Raw genomic sequence first — 22,731 nt, 5'->3', positions numbered from 1 at the left:
TAGGGTCTGGACTCAATTGATCCAATAGCGGAGGGCGGCAACGAGGCACAGGCCGGCGAGGAAGTTTCGAGCGGTTTTGTCGTAACGTGTGGCGATGGCTCGAAAGTCCTTCAACCGGCAGAACGTCCGCTCGATGACGTTGCGCAGGCGGTAAAGTTCCGCGTCGAACGGAAAGAGGCGCTTGCGGTTGACTTTATTGGGAATGACCGGCGTCGTGCCGCGTGCTTGCAGGAAGAGGCGCAAATGATCCGCGTCGTAGCCCTTGTCGCCGATCATTTGTTCGCTCGGCGCGGTCGCGGCGAGCAGTGTCGCCGCGCCCGTGACGTCGGCGACGCGTCCGCCCGTCAGCAGGAAGGCGTGCGGTCGTCCTTCTTCGTCGACGAGCGCGTGGATTTTCGTCGTGCGCCCGCCGCGCGAGCGGCCGATGGCTTGATTTTGCGCCCCCCTTTTCTGGCGCCGCTCGCCGAGCGATGCGCCTTGACCGCCGAACTGTCGATCATGGTGAGCGCTGGCGGGTCGCCGCTTGCGACGAGCGCCGAGAATATGCGTTGCCACAGGCCCCGCTGGCTCCAGCGATTGTATCGGTTGAAGACCGTCGTATACGGCCCATACTCGTCGGGAAGCGCGCGCCATCGGCAGCCCTCGCGCAGCCGATGGACGATGCCGCTGATGATGCGGCGATCGTCCTGGCGCTTGGGCCCGGTGTGGACCATCGGAAGATGCGGCTCGATCGCCGCCCATTGCTCATCGCTGAGCCAAAAATTGTCCGCCACGAATCAAGCCCTCCTGAAGAGCTTGAATCACGGCGCGACGTTCAGTTCAATCGGGTACAGACCCTAGAGACATGCAACGGATCGCATTCGCCGCGTTGACCTGTTTGTTTATTGCCGTTCCTGCTCGAGCGCTGGAGGGGTGGTCAACTTGCCACGCAGCCGGCACCACCGGCATCAGCATTTCTGGTCGGGACACAGCCAATGCGAAGCTACTTTCCAAAATGACTGCAGCTGATGCGCAAGAGTATTGCGACAGGGTTGGTCTTCGAGAAAACCGCAGGTATGGCGGGAAAATGAAAACTTGTATCGCAGATGTTTTAAGAACCGAGGGCCAATCAGTAGTGACTGTCGTCGCCAACTGTAAAATGGGTGCACTTAGTGTTTCAACAGGTCGCTGGTCAATGAGCTATAGACTGCCGCTTGAAGAAATATGTGGAAACGATAACATGGCCGCCATTTCTGCATTCAGACAGCTATGTCCGACCTATTCAGGTAGAATAATTAAGTGATGAATTAACTTTTATTCTGCCAAGTAGAGGTCCTTTATTTTATTGCATGGACTAATAAACTCTGCTTCCGCCGGTATTTTGAAGCATGCGGTCCCATGGCCGCAGATCGATCCATCCTTCAAATAGCCGGTCGCGGTGAAGGCTCCGTAACCCTCTCGCTTAACCCAAACAAGGCATTTCTCCTTTGGAGCGTACTTTTTGCAAGCCGAGAGAGAATGCGAGCCTCTGCACTTCTGGTAATCGTTAAGCCACTGAACGGGGAACTTAGCCGATGATGCTGATGCTGTAAGGCACATGCTAGCGAGCAGAACGATCAAATATCTCGGCATTCAAACTGCCCTTTCTTGGAGGCTTACCGCCAGGGGAATTCAGCGGCAAATCCATCCGTTTGGATCGAACGAGTGAGGTTGCCCGTGGTATTTGCACCCCGATCCCAGCAGCTTATTCCAATAGACTTGAGCTTTTAGACACGCTGCTCTGCCTCCTTCTTCAGGAAGACCGCTACAGCGGGCGGCTTGGGTTGCCCACTTATGCGTAAGTTGCGACGCAGAGGCGGCGTCGGTAAGCGCTATCGAAATGAAACCTGCCAAGACCAGCAATCTCATAGCGGCCCCTCGACTGGAGTGGATTGCCTTTATTACGTTGGAACTCCGGCTGCAAGATGCGAGAATCAAGGGATGCCCCGCGCGGTATTGGCGGGGAGGCGGTCATGCTTCAGAGTAAAGAGGGCGATTTCGCTCTCGTTGCGGTGGAGTGGCGGATGATTGCGCTCCCGCAGCCGCATTTCTTCGCTAAAGGCTAAGCTGTGAATGTTAGACAGATCAGTAGGAACGCAATGATCTTAGTTCGAGGTTAGACGACTTTCTTTTTGCCTACCACATTGATTTTATTGTCATTTTACGCAAACCGAAAATCGCAGTGTCGGTGGTTCGATTCCGCCCCTGGGCACCAGCCCCCTTACTCCCTGCCCTCCGTCTTGCCTCCCGTCGCGCTCTCTCGTGCCCATAATCTGCTGAAAAACAAGGATAAATATAGATTTCGTCGCACGTCGTCGTAGCGCCGGATAGGACGTCGTGCGTCGTCCAACGAGAGCAATTGTTGGTATTCCTGTTGGTATCGCCTATCCTCGTGTTGGTATCGGACACCAACTCGGCGGCAACGAACTATGGCCTTGTCGGACATGAAGTGCCGGAACATCCGGTCCACGGCGAAACTTCAAAAACTTTCCGATGGCGGCGGACTTCAGCTCTGGGCGCCCCCTTCGGGCGCGCGCCTGTGGCGCTTTGCCTACCGTTTTGGAGGAAAACAAAAGCTTCTCGCGCTGGGAGCTTACCTCGCAGTGTCCCTGGCCGACGCCCGGCAAGCGCGTGACGAGGCCAAACGATCTCTGGCTGCAGGGTGCGATCCGTCCGAGGAGAAAAAGCAGAAGAAGGCTCTCGCGGAACGCGCCAAGGACACCTTGATCGTGTCCCTTGGCGTGGCGTAGCTGGTTGGCGTGATCACGACGCTCGCCGGCAAGCCGGGTCGGTCAGGCGGCCACGGCGGGCAGCCCGACGATCGCATCGTCGCTGAACGGCGCGATTGTTTCCAGCGTCATGTATCGGCTGCGCTGGACGGCCCCTTCGTCGTTCTGTTCGAGCAGGATCGCGCCGACGAGGCGGATGATGGCGGCCTCGTTGGGGAAGATGCCGACGACCTCGGTGCGCCGCTTGATCTCGCCGTTCAGGCGCTCGATCGGATTCGTGCTGTGCAGCTTGGCGCGGTGCGCCGCCGGGAAGCTCATATAAGCGAGCACGTCCGCCTCGGCGTCGTCCATGAAGGTCGCGAGCTTCGGCAGCTTGGGGCGCAACTGGTCGGCGACCTTGCGCCATTGGCCTTTTGCCGCCTCGGCGTCGTCCTGCGCGACGGCGGTGGCGATGAAGGCGGAGACGACGCGCCTGCCGCTCTTGCCGGCATGGGCGAGCGCATTGCGCATGAAGTGGACGCGGCAGCGCCGCCAGGTCGATTGCAGCGCCTTGGCGACTGCGGCCTTCAGTCCTTCATGCGCGTCGGAGACGACGAGCCTGACGCCACGCAGCCCCCGGCGACGCAGCTTGCGCAGGAACTCGGTCCAGAATGTCTCGGCCTCCGAGGGACCGATGTCCATGCCGAGCGCTTCGCGCCGGCCGTCGGCGTCGACGCCCACGGCGATGATCGCCGCCAGAGAGACGATGCGGCCATTCTGCCGCGCCTTCACATAGGTCGCGTCGATCCAAAGATAGGGCCAGTCGCCTTCGATCGGCCGCTCGAGGAAGGCTTTGACGCGCTCGTCGATCTCCTCGCACAGGCGCGAGACCTGGCTCTTGGAGACGCCGCTCATGCCCATGGCCTTGACGAGATCATCGACCGAGCGCGTTGAAACGCCCTGGATATAGGCCTCCTGGATGACAGCGGTCAGCGCCTTTTCGGCCATCCGCCGCGGCTCCAGAAAGCCGGGAAAATAGCTGCCCTTGCGTAGCTTGGGGATGCGCAGCCCCACGGCGCCGGCGCGCGTCTCCCAGGTCCGCTCGCGATAGCCGTTGCGCTGAGCGAGCCGCTCGGGGTTCTTCTCGCCATAGCCGGCCCCGGTCAGGGCGCCGATCTCGATCTCCATCAGCCGCTCGGCGGCAAAACCAATCATCTCGCGCAAAATATCCGCGTCGGGGGCCTTCTCCACGAGCGCGCGCAGGTTCATCATCTCATCGGTCATCGGCGGTTCCTCGGTTGCGTTTGAGTGTCGCAACCCGATCCTATCGGCGAATCGTCAATGACCACCGCAAGCCGCCCGCTCGCTACGGCGCTATGAAAAGCGCGCGTCGCGGGCCGCTTGCTCCCATCCAGCTACACCATCACCGGGGAAACGACCTCCCGCCGGCCGAAGCCAAAGCGCGCTATTATGCGCAACTCGGGGAGCACGCCCGGCCGGCGTGACTCAAACGGATTGGCCTCCGCCAAACCAGGGGCGGTTCAGTTCAAACCTTTGGTATAATAAGTCGACGACCGGCGATTTTGCGATTTCCTCACGACAGGATTTGCGTTCTCGGTCGGTCTGAATATATTGCCGCCCAACGGAGGGGTGGCCGAGTGGTTGAAGGCGCACGCCTGGAAAGTGTGTATACGGGCAACCGTATCGCGGGTTCGAATCCCGCCCCCTCCGCCAGCTAAACCATAGCAAACCCCGAAGGCTGGCTGACCAGCGCCGGAAAACTTCGCTATTTCCGAAGGGTTTGCGGTTTCCGACCGAACCTCTGAGACTGCGGCGAAGAGCCGAATCCGGTCTCGGAAGCCCGTCCGTCTCATTCCGAGCGAACCTCGCTCGATTTGGTTCGGTCGGAAAACTGCGCCTATTTTCAATGTCTTGAAAAAGCTGCGTAGACGTCTCGTTTGAGTTGCCCCCTCCGCCCTCGGTTCGGTTAAAACCTGCGGTGGGCATGCTGGGGCGCATTTCTGCGGGGCGCAGAACCGCGCAGGATTTTAGTGGAACGTTGGCCCCGAGAAGTCGGGCGCTTTCAGCGCCTGCCGTCGCGCCCGCGTGCAGGCCAGCACGACGGCGTTGATTTCTCGCTCGATGATCGGCGTCAGTTGTTGGACGTGCTTCAGAGTGGCCGCGAACTCACCGTCAGACGCGATCTTGGTATCGTTTGTGGCAAGGGCATGAACGCCTGCGAGCATGGCGCGCAGTTCGCCAAGGACACCCATCGAGACGGTGGCCTTCTCGGGAAGATCAAGGTCCTCCCGCCCGTTGAAAAGGCCTTCGACAAATCCATCGATCTCCTGGCGACGCATCAAGGCGTAGGCGGCAAGTTCCCCTCGGGTCGTCCCGACCGGTGTTCTGACTGGGCGAAAGGGCTCGCTGCGTTTCTGGTGCCGTGTCAGGGAGTTACAAAGCCCATTTACCAGAATGCCGAGGAGTTCGTTCACCGCTTCCATGCTCTCAAACGCGGGGAATTCGCCGCCCCAGAGGCCTTTGACGACCGACATCGGCGAGGCGGACATTTCTGGCGTCGCGATGTTGCCGAGGAAGCGGGTGCGCACCTCATGATACGGCACGGGACAGCCGTATCTTTGCAACAGGTTGAGCGCCTTTTCTTCGTCCACTGGCGAGATCTTTGGCGCTTTCACCATGGGGGCCTCAAGCACATGTGCGCCCAGGGTCTTACCCGTTGATGATCAGCGCGGGCAAGCGGACTCTTCCGCCGCTTTGGAGCTCTCCATCAAACACCCTCCCCGTCTGCTCCGCCCACGGCAGATAGCTGGCCTTGATCAGGTCGTTGACCGACACGGACGGCGGCACGCGCCAGAGCAGCAGGCGTTCGAGCACGTCGGGCGAGAGATACGCCAGCCGCATGATCCGGCTGACATACCGGTCCGTCACCTTCTCGGCTTGGGCGATATCCTGGAGCGTAGTTGCTTCGCCGCTCTCGAGCCGCCGCCGCCACGCCCACGCCCGGCCGAGGGCGCGCAGGATATGCGGATCCTGCGAGCGCGCCTGAAAATCCGGCTCCCGTTCGGGCGGCAGGATTTTCGGCCGCCCGTTGCGCCGCCGGAAGGTCAGCGGGATAAAAACGCGGATGGCGTCGTCTGCGTCGGTCATTCGGCGGCTTCCTGATGGGCGTTGGCGGAAAGGTCTCTGACGAGGGCGGCGAGGCCGTTGTTGCGCAGATCGACGGCGATGCCGGCAGGGCCGACCGTGACCCTGCCGACGAGCAGCCGAACGATCCGGGCCTGCTCCGCCGGGAACAGCGCCTCCCACAGATCATTGAAGCGCCGCAGCGCCTCGACGATCGCGTTCTCATCCGCGCGGAGGCCATCCTGCCGATAGATCGCCACCACGCGCGCCGCAATCTCAGGCGCGCCGATCAGACGCCGCAGCTCGGCAATGACGGCGCCGTCCACAACCGCTGATGACAGACGCAAGGGCGCCGCCTCGTCCGCGACGGCGCGGTTCCGGATCAAATCCATCGACGTGTAATAATGATAGAGCCGCTCTCCCTTTCGCGTGAACGTCGGCGTCATGGCCGTGCCGCTCGCTGTGAATATCAGCCCCTTGAGCAGCGCCTCAGACCGACTGCGATTTCTTGGCGCGCCGTTCGCGCGGGCTCTCTCTCAGGATCGCGTGAACGCTCTCCCACAGCTCCTTGCCGATGATCGCCTCGTGCTCCCCGGGATATGACGTTCCCTTGTGAACCGCTTCGCCGAGATAGACACGGTTGCTGATCAGCTTGTAGATGAAGCCCTTGTCGATGAGCCTGCCGCGTTTGTTGGCGACGCCTTCCGCTTGCAGCGCGCGCGCCAATGTGGACGCCGATCCGAGCGCAACGAAGCGCTCGAAGATCATGCGCACTGTCGCCGCCTCAGCTTCGTTGATGACGAGCTTGCGATCCCTGACGTCATAGCCCATGGGAACGAACCCACCCATCCACATTCCGCGCTTGCGGGACGCCGCGAACTTGTCGCGGATGCGTTCGCCAATGACCTCGCGTTCGAACTGCGCGAAACTCAGCAAAATGTTCAGCGTCAATCGCCCCATTGACGTCGTCGTGTTGAAGGACTGGGTGACGGACACGAAGGTCACATTGTTGCGATCGAACGCCTCGACGAGCTTTGCGAAATCCATGAGGGAGCGTGACAGGCGGTCGATCTTGTAGACGACGATCACGTCGATTAGGCCGGCCTCGACGTCGCTCAGCAGCTGCTGCAATCCCGGGCGATCCAGAGTGCCGCCGGAAAAGCCGCCATCATCGTAGCGATCTCGGACGGCGACCCATCCCTCGGCCCTTTGGCTTGCGACATAGGCTTCGCACGCGTCGCGCTGCGCGTCGAGGCTGCTGAATTCCTGTTCGAGTCCTTCCTCGCTCGATTTTCGCGTGTAGATCGCACAGCGTAGGCGTTTGGCTGCGGGGACTGAGGCTCTGCTCATTTGCCGCTCCTGCTCTTGCCGAGGAGGCCAAAGAACCTGAAGCCGTTCCAGCTGGTGCCGGTGATGTCTTTGGCGATGGCCGAGAGCGAGCGGAACTTGCGGCCATTCCATTCGTAACCGTCGGCATGGACGGTGACGACATGCTCGGCGCCATCCCATTCCCGTATGAGCTTCGTGCCCGGGCTCGGATTGCGGCCGTCGTCGGCCATTCGCTTCCGATCGATCTTGCCCTCGATCTCGTCAGCAAGAACATCAAGCGCGCGCCGGGTCTCGCGCGACAGTCCGCCGTAGGTCAGTTCCTGAATCCTTGCGGCGAGGCGGCTCTCCAAAAACTCGCGACTGTTGTTCGGCGCCGCCGCGCCGAAGAGCGACTCCCACTTTGCCTTCAGCTCATTCACCGACCTGCAATGCAGCGCCGCGAGCTGCGCCAACACGGCCCCGTCCGTCGCACTGTCCTCCCCCGGCCGCGGCGCGGCTTGCGGCCTGGATTTTGCGGCGTTCCTGCTCATAATCACATCCTCCTCTCGCGAAGTTTGCGACGTCGAACACCGCTCTTCAGGGGCGAGAAGTCGACCAAACTTTCTCCGTCGGCTGGCGATAAAGAACTGGACTGTTCTGGCTGAATACGCCTGAGCCCGGCGACAAGGAGTCGGGCCAATTCGTCGAGGCGCTCAGAAGCCGTCATCTGCTCGGGCGGCGTCCAATTCGGCGGAGTAGGAACCGTGCTCATCGAGACCGTTCGAAATTGATGGCGATGAGCGAGGGATGCGGGACGAATTAGAGATAAGCAAGCATTTTCCGTATCTTGTGAAACAGCGCGAGTTCATTCGCAGCCGCAGGAAATCGTGCGGAGCGCCGGAAGTAGTGACGCCCGAGGCGGTTTCCAACGATCCGAACCGAATCACGCGATGCGCCAGCCGCTCGTAGTTGTGGACGAACTGATCATCAGCCTTCCCCCGCGCCGCTGTTCTTGTTACGTTCCCGCCCTTCCCCTCGCGTTCGCCGCCCCGAAGAAGGACTCAGATGGCGTCAATCACCACCTTTTTGAGAAAGACCCCGGCAGCGAGCCTCAAGGCTTATTTTCAGACGAAGCCTTTCTCCCTGCCTCCTTCCGTCGATTGGACGGCTAAAGAAAGCGACATCGCATCTGCGCTTGTCGACGCTCTCGCCGCTCTTACCGAAGAAGAACGCGACGATCTCGTGCTTGAGGTGGATCGCATCATCGCATTAGCCGATGAGCCGGGACAAAGTGCATTATACGACGTCATCTCCGACAGAGTAAAATTCGACGCCGTCGCCGGAGCTCACAATAAGGCGCTCTGGGCTTTTATGAACGAAAACGACAATTTTCGTTTGGCCGAAGAGGTTCGGTTTAATGACGAAAAACGTCACGGACGCATGTGGAGCGGTTTTGTCGCGGAAAAGAAAAAGCACGTAGTGAAGGATCAAGCGTCGAGAGACGCCTTCACTGACGCAATCAGAAATAAATTCAACACCTCCCGTGTGCATGTCGATATCTTTGATCGGCATCGCGTAGCCTTCGACGGAACAACTCATCAATTGGCGCAAGTCGCCGTATACCGCGAAGGGCCCGCCGACGACACCCTTGGGTTCGACGGCGCCGGCGCACTGAAACGAAAGTTGATCAAGCCGGTCTACGAAGCCTCCTTGACTTACGAACCGGCCGAAGGCGTGATCGAGGTCGTGGCCAGCGACAAGGACATTCGCGAGGCGTTGGCAGGCTACATGGGCCGCCATCTGCTTGGCATCGATTTCAAGAGCGAAAAGCTGCCTACACGCCAATACGACCTCAGCGTGCTAATGGATCCTTTCGACTTCCCGTCCGATCCGAATGCGTCCCCCGGCCAATCGATCGAACATGTATTCGTCAGGGAATTGCGTTTTCAACCGCTCGATGAATCGGATCAGCGCGTCACGCTCGAATATCGTGGTTCGTCCACGCACACGATCTGGGATATGGCCGATCATCATATCGGGCCCAGCGCCGAACGACATGCAGACTGGACAATCACTCGCGCGCGTCTGACAATTCGTTTTCGACCGGAAGGCAAATCCCGCCGTCCCAAGAATCTCAACCTGACCATTACAACGCCTCATGGATGCAATCTGAAAGGCATGACCGAACGCGAGCGACTCATCGGCGAGAAACTCCTTCGCGCATGGGGCATTCGCAAAGACGGGTCCTTGCCCGATGGCCCTTAAAAATAGCGGAGCCGTCGATCTGTTGCTAAAGATCCTCGAAACCAGATCCGGAAGGTTATCCGGATCTCTGCTCTGCTCCAACTATACGACGGCGAGCGACGCCCTGCTCAAGGCGGGATTACTCACACAGGTTGGTTCTACAGACGTTGTCCCGTCTATGGACGACTATGAAGACGAGCCAACCACCGTCGTCTGGTCGCCAGAGCATGGGTCGCATGGCTACTTCACCAGCAAGGGACGATGGACGCCTGTCGCTGCCGAAGAGATAACCCTCTATGGCGTTAAGATGGAAACGTTCTTTGCGAAGACGTTGGTGAATTGTGAGCGCGTTTCCTCGCTGATGAATGCGCCGTTGGTCAGGGATATGCTCTGGGATATGGGTTTCGTTAAAATGCAAGGGCATCGAAAGCCCGTTTCAGTCGTAAGCGCTGTTCTGCTCGCACCTGTTTTGAATGAGTTGGGGCGACGATAATCGGAGCGAAAGGGGCTCCGACACATGTCGATTTCAGAGCGTAAGCATATGTCGGAGCCTGAAGCAGCTCCGATGCGGCGGATCGAGGTTTTCACGGGCGCGGGACGCCGGAGAACGTGGGGCTCCGATCAGAAGGCGGCGATCGTCGCTGAGAGCTTTGCGGAGGACGCGAGCGTTTGTGAAGTGGCGCGGCGGCACGGTCTGACGGCGCAGCAGCTTTTTACGTGGCGTCGTCAGGCGCGCAAAGAGACCGAGGCTCGCGCGGACGCAGGCGCGCCGCCATTGTTTGTTCCGGCAATCATGCAAGGGCCTGCGCCCGCGCCGCCGGCGAAGCGCAAACGCCGCGCCGTCGACCAGGAAATTGGTTCGACGCCGACGATCGAACTTGAAATTGACGGCGTTACGGTTCGGGTCGGACGCGGCGCGCAAGCGAAGACCATCGCTGCGGTGATCCGGGCGTTGAAAGTCGCCAAATGATCGGCCCGACGGGCGCGGTGCGCGTGATGGTGGCGACGAAGCCTGTCGACTTCCGCAAGGGCGCAGAGGGTCTCGCGGCGCTGGTGCGCGAGACGATGCAGTGCGATCCCTTCGACGGCGCGATCTACGTCTTTCGCGCGAAACGGACGGACCGCATCAAGCTGGTCTTCTGGGACGGCACGGGCGTGTGCCTCTTCGCCAAGCGGCTGGAGGATGGCGAGTTCCGCTGGCCGAAGATCGAAGACGGGGTGATGCGGTTGTCGGCGGCGCAATTTTCGGCGCTGCTGGAGGGGCTGGACTGGCGGCGCGTCCACAGCGTGAAGGAGACGCCGGCGCCGGCCTTGGCGGGATGATCTGCGACACAATGAATCAGGGCGTCGAAGAGCGTCGAAAGACCGCAGAAAATATGGTCTTCTGTGTCTATGGCGCAGGCGGTCGAGACGCTTCCCGACGATCCGAATGAACTGAAGGCGATGCTCCTCGCCGAGCGGGCGCGCAACGAGCGCCTCGTTCAGATCATCAAGGAGATGCAGCGTCATCGCTTCGGACGGCGCGCAGAGACGCTTCCCGATGACCAGATGCTGCTGGCGCTCGAAGAGGTCGAGCAGACGGAAGCCGGCGCAGCGGCGGAGGGGGAAGCCAAGTCCGCCGCCGAACGCGAGAAGGCGTCCAGAAAGCGCCGCACGAACCGAGGCGCGCTGCCGGCGCATCTGCCGCGCATCGAGACCGTCGTCGATGTCGAGGACTACGCCTGCCCCTGCTGCAAGGGACTGCTGCACAAGATCGGCGAAGACGTCTCCGAGCGGCTCGACATCGTCCCGGCGCAGTTCCGGGTGCTGGTGACGCGGCGTCCCAAATACGCCTGCCGCGCCTGCGAGGGCGCAATCGTGCAGGCGCCGGCCCCGCCGCGGCTGATCGAGGGTGGACTGCCGACCGAGGCGGCAATCGCCCATGTGCTCGTCTCCAAATATGCCGATCACTTGCCGCTTTATCGCCAGGCGCAGATCTACGCCCGACAGGGGATCGCCCTCGACCGTTCGACGCTCGCCGACTGGGTTGGCCGCGCCGCCTGGCATTTGCGGCCCGTTCATGAGCGGCTTCTGGAACACATCCGGTCGTCGACGAAAATCTTCGCCGACGAGACGACGGCGCCGGTGCTCGACCCCGGGCGGGGCCGCACGAAAACCGGCCAACTTTGGGCCTATGCCCGCGACGACCGGCCATGGGGCGGCGCCGATCCGCCGATCGCCGTCTATGTCTATGCGCAAAACCGAAAGTCCGAGCAGCCGCTCGCGCATCTCGCTGGCTTCACGGGCGTCGTGCAGGTCGACGGTTACGCTGGCTATCGCGCGCTGGCGCACAAGAACAGCGTGGCGCTGGCCTTCTGCTGGTCCCATGTCCGCCGGCGCTTTTACGAACTCGCCGCGGCAGGTCCTGCGCCGATCGCCAGCGAGGCGCTCGAACGCATCGGCGCGCTCTACGCCATCGAGAGCGACGTCCGCGCGCAGAACCCGGATGACCGGCGCGCGGCGCGACAGGAGAAATCCCGCCCGATCCTCGACGCCCTCGAGCCATGGCTGCGTGAAAAGCTCGCGCTGATCAGCCAGAAGACCAGGCTCGCCGAGGCGATCCGCTACGCGCTCTCGCGTTGGGACGGCCTGGCGCGCTTCATCGACGACGGGCGCATCGAGATCGACTCCAACATCGTCGAGCGCGCCATCCGCCCCATTGCCCTCAATCGCAAGAACGCGCTTTTCGCGGGCTCAGACGGCGGCGCAGAGAATTGGGCGATCGTCGCCTCGCTCATCGAGACCTGCAAGCTCAATGGCGTCGATCCGCAGGCCTATTTGGCCGACGTTCTCGTGAAGATCATCAATGGCCATCTCGCGAGCAAACTCGACGAGCTCATGCCCTGGGCCTACGCGCAGCCGGTCGCTCTCGAAGACGTGGCCTGATAACAGCGGTTACTTTCAGTCTGGTTCTGCCGAAGACTCTTCGACCCTGGCCACCGTGCGGCCCTTGAGGAGATGATGAGCAAGCGTCCTCCCGCCGACGCGCGAGTCGTCCTTACATCGAACGCGGCAGGACTTGATGCGCAATTGGCGGGACAGGTCGTTGTTGGCATCAAGGATGTCCTGGCGAAACCGGACGATATCGCGATCGATCCGGCCATCGTTTCAAAAAGGCTGCTTGTCGCGCCAGCATCAGCGCACAAGCCGATCAGGCACTCGGTCGACTACGGCCAAATCTACATCGGCGAAGAAGCATATAGCTTCCCCGGCGTCCAGCACCGCGCGATTCTTAAGATTTTGGTGGACGCCTATAATCGCAACGATCCGGTTTGTCTCACCGCCAAAGTGCTCGAAGAGGTGGGGGCCGGCCCAAAGACAACAAATCTCGCGAGAGCTTTCAGCAAGAACAAGCACTGGAGCAAGTTCATCAAGGAAGAAGCGGGGCAGTGCTGGATAGAATTCTGATCTTTGACCCGGCCTGAAAACGAAGCCGCCCCCGCCCCGGGCGGCTTTTTCGTTTTTGTCGCCCTCCTTCCATTTCTCCTTCCTTCCTCCTTCCCATCTCCTTCCGCGCCCTCAGGCAAGGTCCTCCCCACGGTTTCGAACGAACCGACGGAGAACCGAATGACCACGCGGCATTTGAACCAGACCGAGCTCGCTGCTCGCTGGACGATATCGCCCCGCACTTTGGAGCGGTGGCGGTTTACGGGCGAAGGCCCGAAATTCATCAAGATCGGCGGGCGCGTCGCGTACCGCCTCGAAGACATCGAGGCGTATGAGATGGAGCAGATCCGTCAGGCGACCCCCGGCGTCCGTCGCGGCTCCAAAGCCGGGGCCCATGCGTGACGCCTCTCGCCGCCTCCCTCTCCCTCCCGAACCACTCTCAGACGCAGTGAAAGGCCAATCAATGGCTATCTCGATCGCTTCTCTCAAGAAGTCCACATCGCTGTCGCCGCCGCGCATCCTGATCCACGGCGTCGCCGGCGTCGGCAAATCGACTTTCGCGGCGGGCGCAGACAGGCCCGCCTTCATTCTCACCGAGGACGGCCTCGGCACGCTGCAGGTCACGCACTTCCCGCTCGCCAGGACCTACACCGATGTCGTCGAGGCGCTCGACGCGTTGCGCTACGAGGAGCACGACATCAATACGGCCGTTGTCGACAGCGTCGATTGGCTTGAGCCGCTGATCTGGGCCGAGACCTGCCGCCTCAACAAGTGGGACAATATCGAGCAGCCCGGCTACGGCAAGGGCTACGCGGCGGCGCTCGACATCTGGCGCGATTATGTCGATCGCCTCAACGCGCTGCGCGACGAGCGCGGCATCGCCATCGTTCAGATTGCGCACACTGACATCAAGCGGTTCGACAGCCCCGAGCACGAACCTTTCGATCGCTATGTGATCAAGCTGCAGGCGCGCGCCGCCGCGCTGCTGCAGGAACATTCCGACGTCGTGCTGTTCGCGAATTATCGCGTCAGCGTCGTCAAATCGGAAGTCGGCTTCAACAAGAAAGTCGCTCGCGCGCTCGGGAGCGGCGAGCGCGTCATGCACACTGCCGAGCGCCCGGCCTTCCTCGCCAAGAACCGTTACGGCCTCCCCGACACTCTTCCCCTCAGCTGGCAGGCGTTCGTCGACGCAATGCCGAAGTAACGATTTCGACTCTTCAGGAGAAAATAGAATGGCACGTTTGGATGGCGCCTTCGACGCCCATGAGGTCGAGCCGCTGAAGCCCTTCGAGGTCTTGCCGGCCGGAACCTATCGCGCGCAGATCGTCGAGAGCGAGATGCGCGTCACGCGCGACGGCATGGGCCAGTTCCTCTGGCTGATGCTCGATATTCTGGAGGGACCGTATCAGGGCCGCAAAGTCTTCGATCAGCTCAATCTCGTCAACGCCAATCCGAAGACGGTCGAGATCGCCAAACGCACGCTCTCGGCAATCTGCCACGCGACCGATCGGATGGAAATCTCCGACTCGGAAGAGCTGCATCTCATTCCGATGACAATCTCCGTCACGGTCGAGCCGCCGAAGAACGGCTACGGCGAACGCAATCGCATTCGCTACCTTTCGCCCAAGAAAGACGCCGCGTCGCCGCGCGCGCCGCGTCAGGCCGCCCCTGTCGCCGCTCCGGCGTCCGCTCCCGTGACGCAGCCGCAGGGCGGAACGCCCTGGCGACGCAACGTGTAGCGACAGGCGTTGATCAGCGCCGCCTGGACTGAGCCAGACGGCGTACTCTTTCTTCTCCCTTCGGAGTATCCAGATGTCCATGATGACCGACGCGGCCGCGAGGCCCGCGAATGGCGCCGGCTTGCCTGACGACAAGCAGCGCCTCCTGCAAATCGACGACGCCATCGCCCGCATACGCACCCAGATCGCCACGGCTGATCTCAAGCGGCAGGCGGGCGGCCAACAGATCGACCCCAGCTGGTTCCACCGCGCCAAGACGGCGCTGCGCCACCTCCAGAAAGAGCGCGCCGAGGTCGCCGCCAATCTGGCCGCGGCGTCGAGGAAGATCACGTTCAAGGACGCGATCATCGCCGTGCTGCGCGAGCGGCATGACGCGGAAAGCTGGGCCCGCGTGCTGGACGCCGCGCGCCTGCGCCACGCTGGGGAGACGCGCTGATGGCGCCGCTCCCTTCCTCTCCGACGCTGACCCTGTCGGCCATCTACAGCGCCTACGAAGCCCAGCAGGGCGACGGCTTTCGCGACCATCTCGGCGCGTCGCTGATCGGCAAGCCCTGCGCGCGGGAGCTCTGGTTCGATTTCCGCTGGGCGACGCCGGCGCGCTTCGAGGGCCGCATGTTGCGCCTCTTCGAAACCGGCCAACTCGAGGAAGCGCGGCTCGTTCGCAATCTGCGCGCAACCGGCGCGACGGTGCTCGAAGTGGATCCCGCGACCGGCAAGCAGTTTCGCGTGTCTGCCCATGGCGGCCATTTCGGCGGGTCGCTGGACGCCGCCGCCATCGGCCTCCTTGAAGCGCCGAAAACCTGGCACGTCGTCGAGTTCAAGACCCATTCGGTCAAGAGCTTCGCCGATCTGACCGGCAAAGGCGTGCAGGCGTCGAAGCCGCGGCACTTCGCGCAGATGCAGGTTTACATGCATCTGACCGGCATGACGCGCGCGATGTATGTCGCGGTCTGCAAGGACACCGACCACCTCCACATCGAGCGTGTCGAGGCCGACACGGCCGAGGGCGAGCGGCTGATCGCAAAGGCCGGCCGCATCATCGACGCGCCGCGTCCGCCCGCGCGCATCAGCGAAGACCGGACGTGGTTCGAGTGCCGTTTCTGCGAGCACTTCCGTGTCTGCCACGAAGGCGAGTCCCCGGCGCTGAACTGCCGCACTTGTCTCCACTCGACGCCCGTCGATGGGGGCTGGCGCTGCGCGCGCTTCGATCAACCCATCGGTCCGCAGGCGCAGCGCGCCGGCTGCCCGAAACATCTCTTCATTCCCGACTTCGTTCCCGGCGAGGTCGTCGTCGCCGGCGACGACTTCGTCGCCTACCGACTCTTCGAAGGCCCGCTGTGGATCAACGACGCCCGCGACAAGGAGGCTTCGCATGCTTGAACTGCGCCCCTATCAGCAAGAAGCGATCACCGCGATCTACAAATACTTCGGGGCGCACAAAGGTCACCCGATCGTCGTGATTCCGACGGCTGGCGGCAAGAGCCTGGTCATGGCCTCCTTCATCGAGGGCGTGCTGAAGGCGTGGCCAGATCAACGCATCTTGATCGTCACGCATGTGCGTGAGCTGATCGCGCAGAATCACGCCGAGATGATTGGCCTGTGGCCAGAGGCGCCGGCCGGCGTCTATTCGGCCGGCCTCGGCCGTCGCGAGGCCGACGCGCGGATCCTCTTCGCCGGCATCCAGTCGATCCACCGGCGCGCCGCCGAGATCGGCTTTTGCGATCTCGTCCTGGTCGACGAGGCGCATCTGATCCCGGGCGATTCCAGCACGATGTATCGCAAGCTGATCGGCGAGCTCACCGCGATCAATCCGCTGCTCAAGGTCATTGGATTCACGGCGACCCCGTTCCGCCTAGACTGCGGCATGTTGCACGAGGGCGACAACGCGCTGTTCACCGACATCGCCTTCGACGTGTCGGTTCGCGACCTGATCGACCAGGGGTATCTCTGCCCGCTGATCAGCAAGCGCCCGAAGACCCGGCTCGACGTCACCGGCGTCGGCACGCGCGGCGGCGAATACATCGCCAGCGAGCTGCAGGCCGCCGTCGACAAGGAGGCGATCACGCGCGCCGCCATCGACGAGGTCGTCTCCTACGGCGCGGATCGCAAGTCCTGGCTGTTGTTCTGCTCGGGCGTGGATCACGCGACCCACGTCGCCGAGGAGGTCCGCCGGCGCGGGGTGACCTGCGCGACGATCTTCGGGTCGACGCCCAAGGATGAGCGCGACGAGATCATTGCCGCCTTCAAAAGGCGCGAGGTTCGCGCCCTGGCGTCGATGGGCGTGCTGACCACCGGCTTCAATGCCCCCGGCGTCGATCTCATCGCCATGCTGCGGCCGACAAAGTCGGCGGGGCTTTACGTGCAGATGGCCGGGCGCGGCACGCGTCTCGCGCCGGGCAAGGAAAATTGTCTGGTGCTGGACTTCGCGGGCAATGTTTCGCGGCACGGCCCCATCGATCTGGTGAAGCCCAAAAAGCCGGCCGAGCCGGGCGCTGGCGAGGCGCCGACCAAGGTCTGCCCGGAGTGCGACACGATCTTGCCGATCGCGCTCGCGGAATGCCCCGAGTGCGGCTTCGAGTTCCCCGGCCGCGAAGTGAAAATCCAGCCGACGGCGTCGACCCTCGCCGTCATCTCGACCCGCTCCGTGACGCCGCAATGGGTCAACGTCTCAGACGTCACCTATTCACGACACGACAAGGTTGGCGGCCGCTCCTCGCTGAAGGTCCATTATCGTACCGGGCTGATCGGCTACGACGAATGGATCTGCCTGGAGCACGACGGGCTCGCGCGGCGCAAGGCTGAGGCGTGGTGGCGTCGCCGTGGTCCGACGTTGCCGATGCCGTCGCGCATCGACGACGCGCTGAGTCTCGTCTCGCGCCTCGAGAAGCCCACGCAGATCCTGGTGCGGCTTGGCGGGCGCTATCCGGAAATCCTCGATTACAGGTTCGCTCCATGCGCATCGCCCATGGCGGGCTCTGTCCCGTCTGCCATCGCGAGGCCCGCGGCTTCGGCTGGTTCAGCATCAATTATTCGATTTCCAACCCGCGCCGGTTCGAGAGCCTGCGATGGCTCTGCGGCCGGGCCTGTCAGGACATCCTCCACGGGAGAAAAGGCGTGATCGATCAAACGGCGAATGAAAAGCAAGCGATGCTCGCCGGCGGCGACGCCGGTGGCGCCTATCTCGACGGGCTCGGCAAGACCGATCTCGCGCTGCTGACGGTCCAGGAATGGGAAACCTTCCTCGCCAAAGTCGTCGGCGGCTACTGCGACGCGCTGCGCCAGTCGGCGCAGCCCCTTTCCGCGGAAATCGACGACGGGATTCCTTTCTGATGAAAGACTTTAGCTTCATGTCTCGCTATGGCGACAAGCTCGTCGCCAACGGTTATTCCATTCTGCCTTTGCAGCCGGGCGCAAAGAAGCCTGGCCGTTTCATCCGCGGCAAGTGGGTCGACTACGCCGACTGGACGCGTCACGCCGACCGGGGCACGACCGAGTTCGAGGTCTCGCTCTGGGAGAAGTGGCCCGATGCCGGCGTCGGCGTCCTCGGCGGCGCCGTCGCCGCCGTCGACATCGACATCAGGGAGGACGCGGAACTGGCGCAGCGCATCGAGGATCTTGCGCGCGAGCGCCTCGGCGACACGCCGGCTGTCCGCATCGGCAAGGCGCCGAAGCGCATGCTGATCTATCGCACCACGGCCCCCTTCAAGGGGCTGAAGCGGCATCCGCTCGAGATCCTGTGCCTCGGCCAGCAGTTCGTCGCCTATGCGCAGCATCCCGAAACCGGCCGCCCGTACGAGTGGCCGGAGGCGTCGCTCGCCGATCTCGACATCGACAAGCTGCCGGCGATCGACGAGGCGGCCGCGCGCGCCTTTCTCGACGAAGCTGTCACGCTGCTCCCGGAGTCGCTGCGCCCGGCGCGCCTTGCCGCCAACGCGGGTGAGAGCCACCCGTCGCATGCGCAAGCCGGCACATTGCCCGCTATCCGCGCCGCGCTGGCGTTCCTGCCCAACGCCGAGGTCGATTACGACAGCTGGGTGCGCATCGGCCTCGCGCTGAAGGGCGCGCTGGGCGATGCGGGCGAGGAGCTGTTCGCCTCATGGTCGGCGCAGGCGGCAAAGAACGACGCAGCCTTCACGGCAAAGACATGGGCCGGGTTCAAGCCAAACCGCATCGGCGCCGGCACGATCTATCATCTCGCCATGGAGCGTGGCTGGAAGCCCGACGCGGGGCTCGTCCTCGACGGCAGCGCGCCGGTCGAGGAGCGGCATCCGGCGGAAGGCCTGCTGGCGAAGCTGACAGGCCCCGACGAGAATGTTGCGCCGTCGAAAGCGGCGCCGGCATTCGACCTCGTGATTCCAGCCGGCGTCGTCGGCGAGCTCACCGACTACATGGTGCGCACGGCGCGGCGTCCGCAGCCGCTCTTGTCGCTGGGCGCGAGCCTGTGCGCCATCGGCGCGCTGATGGGGCGCAAATACCGCACCGAGAGCAATCTGCGCTCCAACCTCTATGTGGTGGGCGTGGCCGACTCCGGCTCGGGCAAGAACCACAGCCGGGAGATCATCAACGAGCTCTTCGTTCAGGCCGGGCTCGCCAATTATCTCGGCGGCAACAAGATCGCGTCCGGCGCAGGCCTGCTGACCGCCGTCCACCGCCAGCCGGCGATCCTGTTCCAGATCGACGAGTTCGGCATGTTCCTGTCGGCCGCGGCGGACCGCCGCCGCAGTCCGCGCCACATCACCGACATTCTGGACAACATGACCGAGCTCTACACCTCGGCCGGTGGCATCTTCCTGGGCGCGGAATACGCCAACCGGGATGGCCTCAACGAACGGCGCGACGTCAACCAACCCTGCCTCTGTGTCTATGGCACGACGACCCCTCTGCACTTCTGGAATGCGCTGCAGGGGTCGAATGTCGTCGATGGATCGCTGGCGCGCTTCATCATCCTTCCGACGGCGGACGACTACCCGGAGGAGAACCTCGCCGCCGGCACGCGCCGGGCGCCACAGCAGTTGATCGACAGCCTGAATCTGATCGCTGAAGGCGGCTATTCAGCGGGCAACCTCGTTGGCCTCCTGCCGGGCCTCGAGACCGCCGTCGTTCCGATGGTGGTTCCGATGCTTACGGAGGCCCGTGACGCGTTTCGCGCGCTCAGCGCGGAAAACACCCACGAGCTGCGAAAGGCGCGTGGTACGGCGTTCACGTCGATCCTGGCGCGTATCGGCGAGAACGCCCAGAAGCTGGCGCTCATCGTCGCCGTCGGGCGCGATCCCGTCCGGCCCGAGATCACCGGGGAGGACGCCGAGTGGGCGATCGCCTTCGTGCGCCACTTCGCGGGCCGCACGATGGACCAGGTGGAACGGCATGTCGCGGACAACGACACCGACCGCAGTCACAAGCGGGTGCGCGACATCATTCGTTCGGCCGGCGCGCAGGGGCTGACCAAGACCGACCTCATCCGCCGCACGCAGTGGCTCGATCTGCGCAAGCGCAACGAAGTGATCGCCACGCTGGTCGAAGGCGGCCTGATCAAAACGGAGATGCGGCCGTCGGCGACGCGCTCGGCGATGGTGTTCAAGTGCACGGACACCGGCGAGCGAAGCTGATCCTTCATCGCGCCGCAATTCCTCCAAACACCACAAATGGAGTCAACTCAATGTTTTCACGCGATAAAAACCGTAAGCGTCAATTCCTCAATCTTTCAGCAGAGACCCCTCTCGCGTGTGTAGGGGGAGTGGGGAGAGGAGTACAGAGCACTCTCTCTCATCATTATTTGAATAATATAATTATATATAAAAGCCCACACGCCCCAACGGCTTAGCGCCGCCAATCCTTCAAGAGGCTCGTGTGAGCCTTTGAACAAATCGCCGCCGCAGATCGTGGCGGCGAACACTGACCTGACCAGACCCCTCTTCGGGTCCGGGCGAGATCGCTCCTTCGCCGGCCAGCGCCTTCGCCCCGACCGCCCTCCTGAACAGGAGTCTGCATGTCTACGACAGTCGCGCACGAACCCACGCCGCAGCCGGCAGCCGCGCCCGGAGACACGGCGCGCGCCATCATCGCGCTCGATCTCGGAACCACCACCGGCTGGGCCATGCTCAGCGACGGCGCCATCACCAGCGGCACGGCGACGTTCCGGCCCAGCCGCTACGACGGCGGCGGGATGCGTTACCTGCGCTTCCGGGACTGGCTCGAACAGCTGCGGCGCTACGCCGGGCTGATCGACTCGGTCCATTTCGAGGAAGTGCGACGTCACGCGGGCGTCGACGCCGCGCACATCTACGGCGGCTTTCTCGCCACGCTCACCGGCTGGTGCGAGCACCGGGTCATTCCCTACCAGGGCGTACCCGTCGGCACGATCAAGAAGTTCATCGCGGGCAAGGGCAACGCCGACAAGGAGGCGGTGATCGCCGCCGTTCGCGCGCGGGGGTTCAACCCGGCCGATGACAACGAGGCCGACGCGCTGGCCATCCTGCTGTGGACGATGGAGTCGAAGGGGGAGCTGCAATGAGCGCCGCCGCCATTCTCGACGAAGCCGAAGCCATCCTGGCGCAGCGCGAGGCCGCCTACGGCGACGCGGCCGCATCGATGGCCGTCATTGCCGCGCGCTGGTCGATCACGCTCGGCCAGCCCGTCTCGGCCGCACAGGTCGTGCTCTGCATGATCGACGTCAAGCTGGCCCGCCTCGCCCACGACCCAACCCACCGCGACAGCACGGTGGACGTCATCGGCTACGCCGCCCTGCTTCCCGAGGTGATCCAATGAAAACCGGACGCAAACGCAAACCCGGGCTTCGCTATCCGTGCGGCCGTCTCAAGAAGCAGGAAACCGAGCGCGACGCCATGGCCACGGCGCTCGCCGCGCGGCAGCGCCACTATGGGGTCACCGCGGCGCAGGCCCGCGACGCGCGCTTGGGATCGTCGCTGGGTCGCCTGAACATCCAGGAGCTGATCAGCGACCAGCAATACGATGCGGGCGTCAGGTTCGCGCGCCTCTACTACGCACATCACGTGATCTCCGGGCTGCCGACGCCGACGCCGCAGTCGGTCTCCGGCCTGATGATCTACGTGGGCCTGCTGGAGGGCTACGGGTCCATCGAGGCCGACGACGACTACGTGCGGAAATTGCGCAGGCAGTTCGACGCCGCGACCGACATCCTCGATCAATGCGACCGCGATCAGCGCATGTGGGCGGGCCGAAAGCCGTCGCTTCTGCTCTATCGCGTCGTATGCACGGACGAAGACACGACGCTGTGGCCCGAAAACGATCTGGGAAACCTGCGCGTTGCGCTCAATCATCTCGCGCGTGTTTTCCGTTGTTGACAGGATTCTGCGACGCGCGTAGATTTGCAAATGAGAGTGCTAATCACTGCGCCCGGAGCCAACCGCTCCGGGCGTTTTCGTTAGCGGCGCGCGTTCGGTAGTGTAATTCGCCAGGCATGGACTTCGAGGCGCAACTTGCACATCGTCGTCACCTTCCGCGACCAGATGCTCTCGCGCTACGCTGCGCGGCTCGAGGCGCTCGCAGGCGGCGCTGGGCGCGGTGTTCTTGCTCAGGCGCTGAACGCGGGCGGCCAGGCCGTGCGCTCGGCCACCGTCGCTGCTGAAACCGCGCAGACGGGCCTGCCAGGCGACACGCTGGAGCGTGCGCAGCAAACGATCGAGGCGAGCGCGGGTTCGCTCAGCTACACGATCTGGTCGGAAGGCGGAAACGTCAGGCTGAAATATTTCGGCGCGAAGGAGGGCGGCGGCGGGGTGACGGCGCATCCGTGGAACAGGTCCACCTACTACGACCGCGCCTTCATCACCTCGGGCCCACGCGGACGACGTGCGCCGTCGCCGAAACTGGGCGGGCAAGTCTATCGCGGCGCCAGCAGGCGCTGGGGCGGGCCGATCTCGCTGGCGCGCTCGGGCCTGTTCATTCCGACCGAAATGACGAAGGGCCAGACCGCGGCGGCGTTCGACAAGGGCGCGGCCAGCGTGCTGGCGACGACGGTGGTGTCGAGACTCGGCGCGATGCTGCCGTGACGTCACCAGCCGCCAGCTGCACACGCAAACCGCCAATGGTTCCTTTTGGGCGACAGCAGCACGCTGCGGCGCGACGGCCCGATTGATCCGGATATTTCCGAATTTCGTTTTTGCGGT

General features: G+C 63.0%; 27 protein-coding genes and 1 tRNA gene. 21 read left to right on the top strand and 7 right to left on the bottom strand.

What is annotated here, in order from left to right; genetic code table 11:
• Positions 1 to 12: 12 nt before the first annotated feature.
• Positions 13 to 713 (bottom strand): IS5 family transposase gene (locus tag ACV959_RS17915; protein WP_475739612.1). Its coding sequence is split into 2 segments (ribosomal slippage): positions 13 to 450 and positions 453 to 713, totalling 699 coding nucleotides; the frame shifts between segments, so codons are not numbered across the junction.
• Positions 714 to 844: 131 nt separating this feature from the next.
• Between ACV959_RS17915 and ACV959_RS17910 the strand changes: the two genes are divergently transcribed.
• Both ACV959_RS17910 and ACV959_RS17905 read left to right on the top strand, forming a co-directional pair.
• Positions 845 to 1,282 (top strand): hypothetical protein, encoded by a 438-nt coding sequence (locus ACV959_RS17910; RefSeq protein WP_475737887.1) that lies wholly within the window; start codon positions 845 to 847, stop codon positions 1,280 to 1,282.
• A gap of 1,180 nt (positions 1,283 to 2,462) precedes the next feature.
• Positions 2,463 to 2,768: an Arm DNA-binding domain-containing protein gene (locus ACV959_RS17905; protein ID WP_475739713.1), complete on the top strand. Its 306-nt coding sequence runs from the start codon at positions 2,463 to 2,465 to the stop codon at positions 2,766 to 2,768.
• 42 nt (positions 2,769 to 2,810) lie between these two features.
• On the opposite strand, the gene ACV959_RS17900 is transcribed toward ACV959_RS17905, so the two are convergent.
• The gene (locus tag ACV959_RS17900; protein WP_475737886.1) at positions 2,811 to 4,010 is read right to left on the bottom strand and encodes an IS256 family transposase; all 1,200 of its coding nucleotides are present in this window, start codon (positions 4,008 to 4,010) and stop codon (positions 2,811 to 2,813) included.
• 360 nt (positions 4,011 to 4,370) lie between these two features.
• On the opposite strand from ACV959_RS17900, the gene ACV959_RS17895 reads away from it, so the two are divergent.
• Positions 4,371 to 4,460, top strand: a tRNA-Ser gene (locus tag ACV959_RS17895).
• A 314-nt stretch (positions 4,461 to 4,774) separates the two neighbouring features.
• Here ACV959_RS17895 and ACV959_RS17890 read toward each other — a convergent pair.
• From ACV959_RS17890 to ACV959_RS17870, 5 genes are read right to left on the bottom strand one after another with little or no spacing between them, the layout of a single operon-like run.
• Positions 4,775 to 5,398 carry a hypothetical protein gene (locus ACV959_RS17890; RefSeq protein ID WP_475737885.1) on the bottom strand — a complete coding sequence of 208 codons (624 nt, stop codon included), beginning with the start codon at positions 5,396 to 5,398 and terminating at the stop codon, positions 4,775 to 4,777.
• 58 nt (positions 5,399 to 5,456) lie between these two features.
• Positions 5,457 to 5,894: a hypothetical protein gene (locus tag ACV959_RS17885; RefSeq protein ID WP_475737884.1), complete on the bottom strand. Its 438-nt coding sequence runs from the start codon at positions 5,892 to 5,894 to the stop codon at positions 5,457 to 5,459.
• Positions 5,891 to 6,316, bottom strand: coding sequence for a hypothetical protein (locus ACV959_RS17880; RefSeq protein WP_475737883.1), 426 nt, complete (start codon positions 6,314 to 6,316; stop codon positions 5,891 to 5,893). The genes ACV959_RS17885 and ACV959_RS17880 overlap by 4 nt, the downstream gene beginning before the upstream one ends.
• 43 nt (positions 6,317 to 6,359) lie before the next feature.
• Positions 6,360 to 7,220 carry a recombinase family protein gene (locus tag ACV959_RS17875; protein WP_475737882.1) on the bottom strand — a complete coding sequence of 287 codons (861 nt, stop codon included), beginning with the start codon at positions 7,218 to 7,220 and terminating at the stop codon, positions 6,360 to 6,362.
• The gene (locus tag ACV959_RS17870) at positions 7,217 to 7,654 is read right to left on the bottom strand and encodes a DUF2924 domain-containing protein (RefSeq protein ID WP_475739712.1); all 438 of its coding nucleotides are present in this window, start codon (positions 7,652 to 7,654) and stop codon (positions 7,217 to 7,219) included. Before ACV959_RS17870 ends, ACV959_RS17875 begins: the two co-directional genes overlap by 4 nt.
• Before the next feature lie 589 nt (positions 7,655 to 8,243).
• On the opposite strand from ACV959_RS17870, the gene ACV959_RS17865 reads away from it, so the two are divergent.
• The 18 genes from ACV959_RS17865 to ACV959_RS17780 all read left to right on the top strand — a co-directional run bounded on the left by ACV959_RS17865 (position 8,244) and on the right by ACV959_RS17780 (position 22,614).
• Complete coding sequence (locus tag ACV959_RS17865; RefSeq protein WP_475737881.1) at positions 8,244 to 9,443, top strand: hypothetical protein; 1,200 nt, start codon at positions 8,244 to 8,246, stop codon at positions 9,441 to 9,443.
• Positions 9,433 to 9,915, top strand: a complete 483-nt coding sequence (locus tag ACV959_RS17860) for a hypothetical protein (protein ID WP_475737880.1) — start codon at positions 9,433 to 9,435, stop codon at positions 9,913 to 9,915. The genes ACV959_RS17865 and ACV959_RS17860 overlap by 11 nt, the downstream gene beginning before the upstream one ends.
• Before the next feature lie 24 nt (positions 9,916 to 9,939).
• Entirely contained in the window at positions 9,940 to 10,392 is a 453-nt protein-coding gene (tnpA, locus tag ACV959_RS17855) for an IS66-like element accessory protein TnpA (protein WP_475736305.1), read from the top strand.
• On the top strand, positions 10,389 to 10,745 hold the full coding sequence (tnpB, locus tag ACV959_RS17850) for an IS66 family insertion sequence element accessory protein TnpB (protein WP_475736306.1): 357 nt from the start codon (positions 10,389 to 10,391) through the stop codon (positions 10,743 to 10,745). The genes tnpA and tnpB overlap by 4 nt, the downstream gene beginning before the upstream one ends.
• A 69-nt stretch (positions 10,746 to 10,814) precedes the next feature.
• Positions 10,815 to 12,347, top strand: a complete 1,533-nt coding sequence (gene tnpC, locus ACV959_RS17845) for an IS66 family transposase (protein ID WP_475736307.1) — start codon at positions 10,815 to 10,817, stop codon at positions 12,345 to 12,347.
• Positions 12,348 to 12,422: 75 nt separating this feature from the next.
• Complete coding sequence (locus tag ACV959_RS17840) at positions 12,423 to 12,869, top strand: hypothetical protein (protein ID WP_475737879.1); 447 nt, start codon at positions 12,423 to 12,425, stop codon at positions 12,867 to 12,869.
• Positions 12,870 to 13,028: 159 nt separating this feature from the next.
• Complete coding sequence (locus tag ACV959_RS17835; RefSeq protein ID WP_475737878.1) at positions 13,029 to 13,250, top strand: helix-turn-helix transcriptional regulator; 222 nt, start codon at positions 13,029 to 13,031, stop codon at positions 13,248 to 13,250.
• Positions 13,251 to 13,311: 61 nt separating this feature from the next.
• Complete coding sequence (locus tag ACV959_RS17830; protein ID WP_475737877.1) at positions 13,312 to 14,052, top strand: ATP-binding protein; 741 nt, start codon at positions 13,312 to 13,314, stop codon at positions 14,050 to 14,052.
• 28 nt (positions 14,053 to 14,080) lie between these two features.
• Entirely contained in the window at positions 14,081 to 14,587 is a 507-nt protein-coding gene (locus tag ACV959_RS17825) for a DUF669 domain-containing protein (protein ID WP_475737876.1), read from the top strand.
• Positions 14,588 to 14,660: 73 nt separating this feature from the next.
• Positions 14,661 to 15,023 (top strand): hypothetical protein, encoded by a 363-nt coding sequence (locus ACV959_RS17820; protein ID WP_475737875.1) that lies wholly within the window; start codon positions 14,661 to 14,663, stop codon positions 15,021 to 15,023.
• The gene (locus ACV959_RS17815; RefSeq protein WP_475737874.1) at positions 15,023 to 15,967 is read left to right on the top strand and encodes a PDDEXK family nuclease; all 945 of its coding nucleotides are present in this window, start codon (positions 15,023 to 15,025) and stop codon (positions 15,965 to 15,967) included. Before ACV959_RS17820 ends, ACV959_RS17815 begins: the two co-directional genes overlap by 1 nt.
• Positions 15,960 to 17,705 carry a DEAD/DEAH box helicase gene (locus ACV959_RS17810; protein ID WP_475737873.1) on the top strand — a complete coding sequence of 582 codons (1,746 nt, stop codon included), beginning with the start codon at positions 15,960 to 15,962 and terminating at the stop codon, positions 17,703 to 17,705. The genes ACV959_RS17815 and ACV959_RS17810 overlap by 8 nt, the downstream gene beginning before the upstream one ends.
• Complete coding sequence (locus ACV959_RS17805) at positions 17,702 to 17,917, top strand: DUF6511 domain-containing protein (protein WP_475737872.1); 216 nt, start codon at positions 17,702 to 17,704, stop codon at positions 17,915 to 17,917. Before ACV959_RS17810 ends, ACV959_RS17805 begins: the two co-directional genes overlap by 4 nt.
• Complete coding sequence (locus tag ACV959_RS17800; RefSeq protein WP_475737871.1) at positions 17,917 to 20,193, top strand: PriCT-2 domain-containing protein; 2,277 nt, start codon at positions 17,917 to 17,919, stop codon at positions 20,191 to 20,193. The genes ACV959_RS17805 and ACV959_RS17800 overlap by 1 nt, the downstream gene beginning before the upstream one ends.
• Before the next feature lie 488 nt (positions 20,194 to 20,681).
• Positions 20,682 to 21,098, top strand: coding sequence for a crossover junction endodeoxyribonuclease RuvC (locus tag ACV959_RS17795; protein ID WP_475739711.1), 417 nt, complete (start codon positions 20,682 to 20,684; stop codon positions 21,096 to 21,098).
• A complete protein-coding gene (locus tag ACV959_RS17790; RefSeq protein WP_475737870.1) occupies positions 21,095 to 21,352 on the top strand; it encodes a DUF6378 domain-containing protein in 258 nt (85 codons plus the stop codon). Before ACV959_RS17795 ends, ACV959_RS17790 begins: the two co-directional genes overlap by 4 nt.
• On the top strand, positions 21,349 to 21,909 hold the full coding sequence (locus ACV959_RS17785) for a hypothetical protein (protein WP_475737869.1): 561 nt from the start codon (positions 21,349 to 21,351) through the stop codon (positions 21,907 to 21,909). Before ACV959_RS17790 ends, ACV959_RS17785 begins: the two co-directional genes overlap by 4 nt.
• A 135-nt stretch (positions 21,910 to 22,044) precedes the next feature.
• Positions 22,045 to 22,614 (top strand): hypothetical protein, encoded by a 570-nt coding sequence (locus ACV959_RS17780; protein WP_475737868.1) that lies wholly within the window; start codon positions 22,045 to 22,047, stop codon positions 22,612 to 22,614.
• Positions 22,615 to 22,731: the final 117 nt, after the last annotated feature.

The organism is Methylocystis sp. Se48 (genome assembly GCF_056269425.1).
The sequence above is the reverse complement of the archived record's forward strand: the minus strand, read 5'-3'. Positions and strand labels throughout refer to the sequence as shown.

Excerpts from the sequence above, each read along its gene's own strand:
- ACV959_RS17910 (WP_475737887.1), top strand. The coding sequence starts at position 845 with ATGCAACGGATCGCATTCGCCGCGTTGACCTGTTTGTTTATTGCCGTT.
- ACV959_RS17905 (WP_475739713.1), top strand. The coding sequence starts at position 2,463 with ATGAAGTGCCGGAACATCCGGTCCACGGCGAAACTTCAAAAACTTTCC.
- ACV959_RS17900 (WP_475737886.1), bottom strand. The coding sequence starts at position 4,010 with ATGACCGATGAGATGATGAACCTGCGCGCGCTCGTGGAGAAGGCCCCC.
- ACV959_RS17885 (WP_475737884.1), bottom strand. The coding sequence starts at position 5,894 with ATGACCGACGCAGACGACGCCATCCGCGTTTTTATCCCGCTGACCTTC.
- ACV959_RS17880 (WP_475737883.1), bottom strand. The coding sequence starts at position 6,316 with ATGACGCCGACGTTCACGCGAAAGGGAGAGCGGCTCTATCATTATTAC.
- ACV959_RS17875 (WP_475737882.1), bottom strand. The coding sequence starts at position 7,220 with ATGAGCAGAGCCTCAGTCCCCGCAGCCAAACGCCTACGCTGTGCGATC.
- ACV959_RS17865 (WP_475737881.1), top strand. The coding sequence starts at position 8,244 with ATGGCGTCAATCACCACCTTTTTGAGAAAGACCCCGGCAGCGAGCCTC.
- ACV959_RS17860 (WP_475737880.1), top strand. The coding sequence starts at position 9,433 with ATGGCCCTTAAAAATAGCGGAGCCGTCGATCTGTTGCTAAAGATCCTC.
- tnpA (WP_475736305.1), top strand. The coding sequence starts at position 9,940 with ATGTCGATTTCAGAGCGTAAGCATATGTCGGAGCCTGAAGCAGCTCCG.
- tnpB (WP_475736306.1), top strand. The coding sequence starts at position 10,389 with ATGATCGGCCCGACGGGCGCGGTGCGCGTGATGGTGGCGACGAAGCCT.
- tnpC (WP_475736307.1), top strand. The coding sequence starts at position 10,815 with ATGGCGCAGGCGGTCGAGACGCTTCCCGACGATCCGAATGAACTGAAG.
- ACV959_RS17840 (WP_475737879.1), top strand. The coding sequence starts at position 12,423 with ATGAGCAAGCGTCCTCCCGCCGACGCGCGAGTCGTCCTTACATCGAAC.
- ACV959_RS17835 (WP_475737878.1), top strand. The coding sequence starts at position 13,029 with ATGACCACGCGGCATTTGAACCAGACCGAGCTCGCTGCTCGCTGGACG.
- ACV959_RS17830 (WP_475737877.1), top strand. The coding sequence starts at position 13,312 with ATGGCTATCTCGATCGCTTCTCTCAAGAAGTCCACATCGCTGTCGCCG.
- ACV959_RS17825 (WP_475737876.1), top strand. The coding sequence starts at position 14,081 with ATGGCACGTTTGGATGGCGCCTTCGACGCCCATGAGGTCGAGCCGCTG.
- ACV959_RS17820 (WP_475737875.1), top strand. The coding sequence starts at position 14,661 with ATGTCCATGATGACCGACGCGGCCGCGAGGCCCGCGAATGGCGCCGGC.
- ACV959_RS17815 (WP_475737874.1), top strand. The coding sequence starts at position 15,023 with ATGGCGCCGCTCCCTTCCTCTCCGACGCTGACCCTGTCGGCCATCTAC.
- ACV959_RS17810 (WP_475737873.1), top strand. The coding sequence starts at position 15,960 with ATGCTTGAACTGCGCCCCTATCAGCAAGAAGCGATCACCGCGATCTAC.
- ACV959_RS17800 (WP_475737871.1), top strand. The coding sequence starts at position 17,917 with ATGAAAGACTTTAGCTTCATGTCTCGCTATGGCGACAAGCTCGTCGCC.
- ACV959_RS17795 (WP_475739711.1), top strand. The coding sequence starts at position 20,682 with ATGCTCAGCGACGGCGCCATCACCAGCGGCACGGCGACGTTCCGGCCC.
- ACV959_RS17790 (WP_475737870.1), top strand. The coding sequence starts at position 21,095 with ATGAGCGCCGCCGCCATTCTCGACGAAGCCGAAGCCATCCTGGCGCAG.
- ACV959_RS17785 (WP_475737869.1), top strand. The coding sequence starts at position 21,349 with ATGAAAACCGGACGCAAACGCAAACCCGGGCTTCGCTATCCGTGCGGC.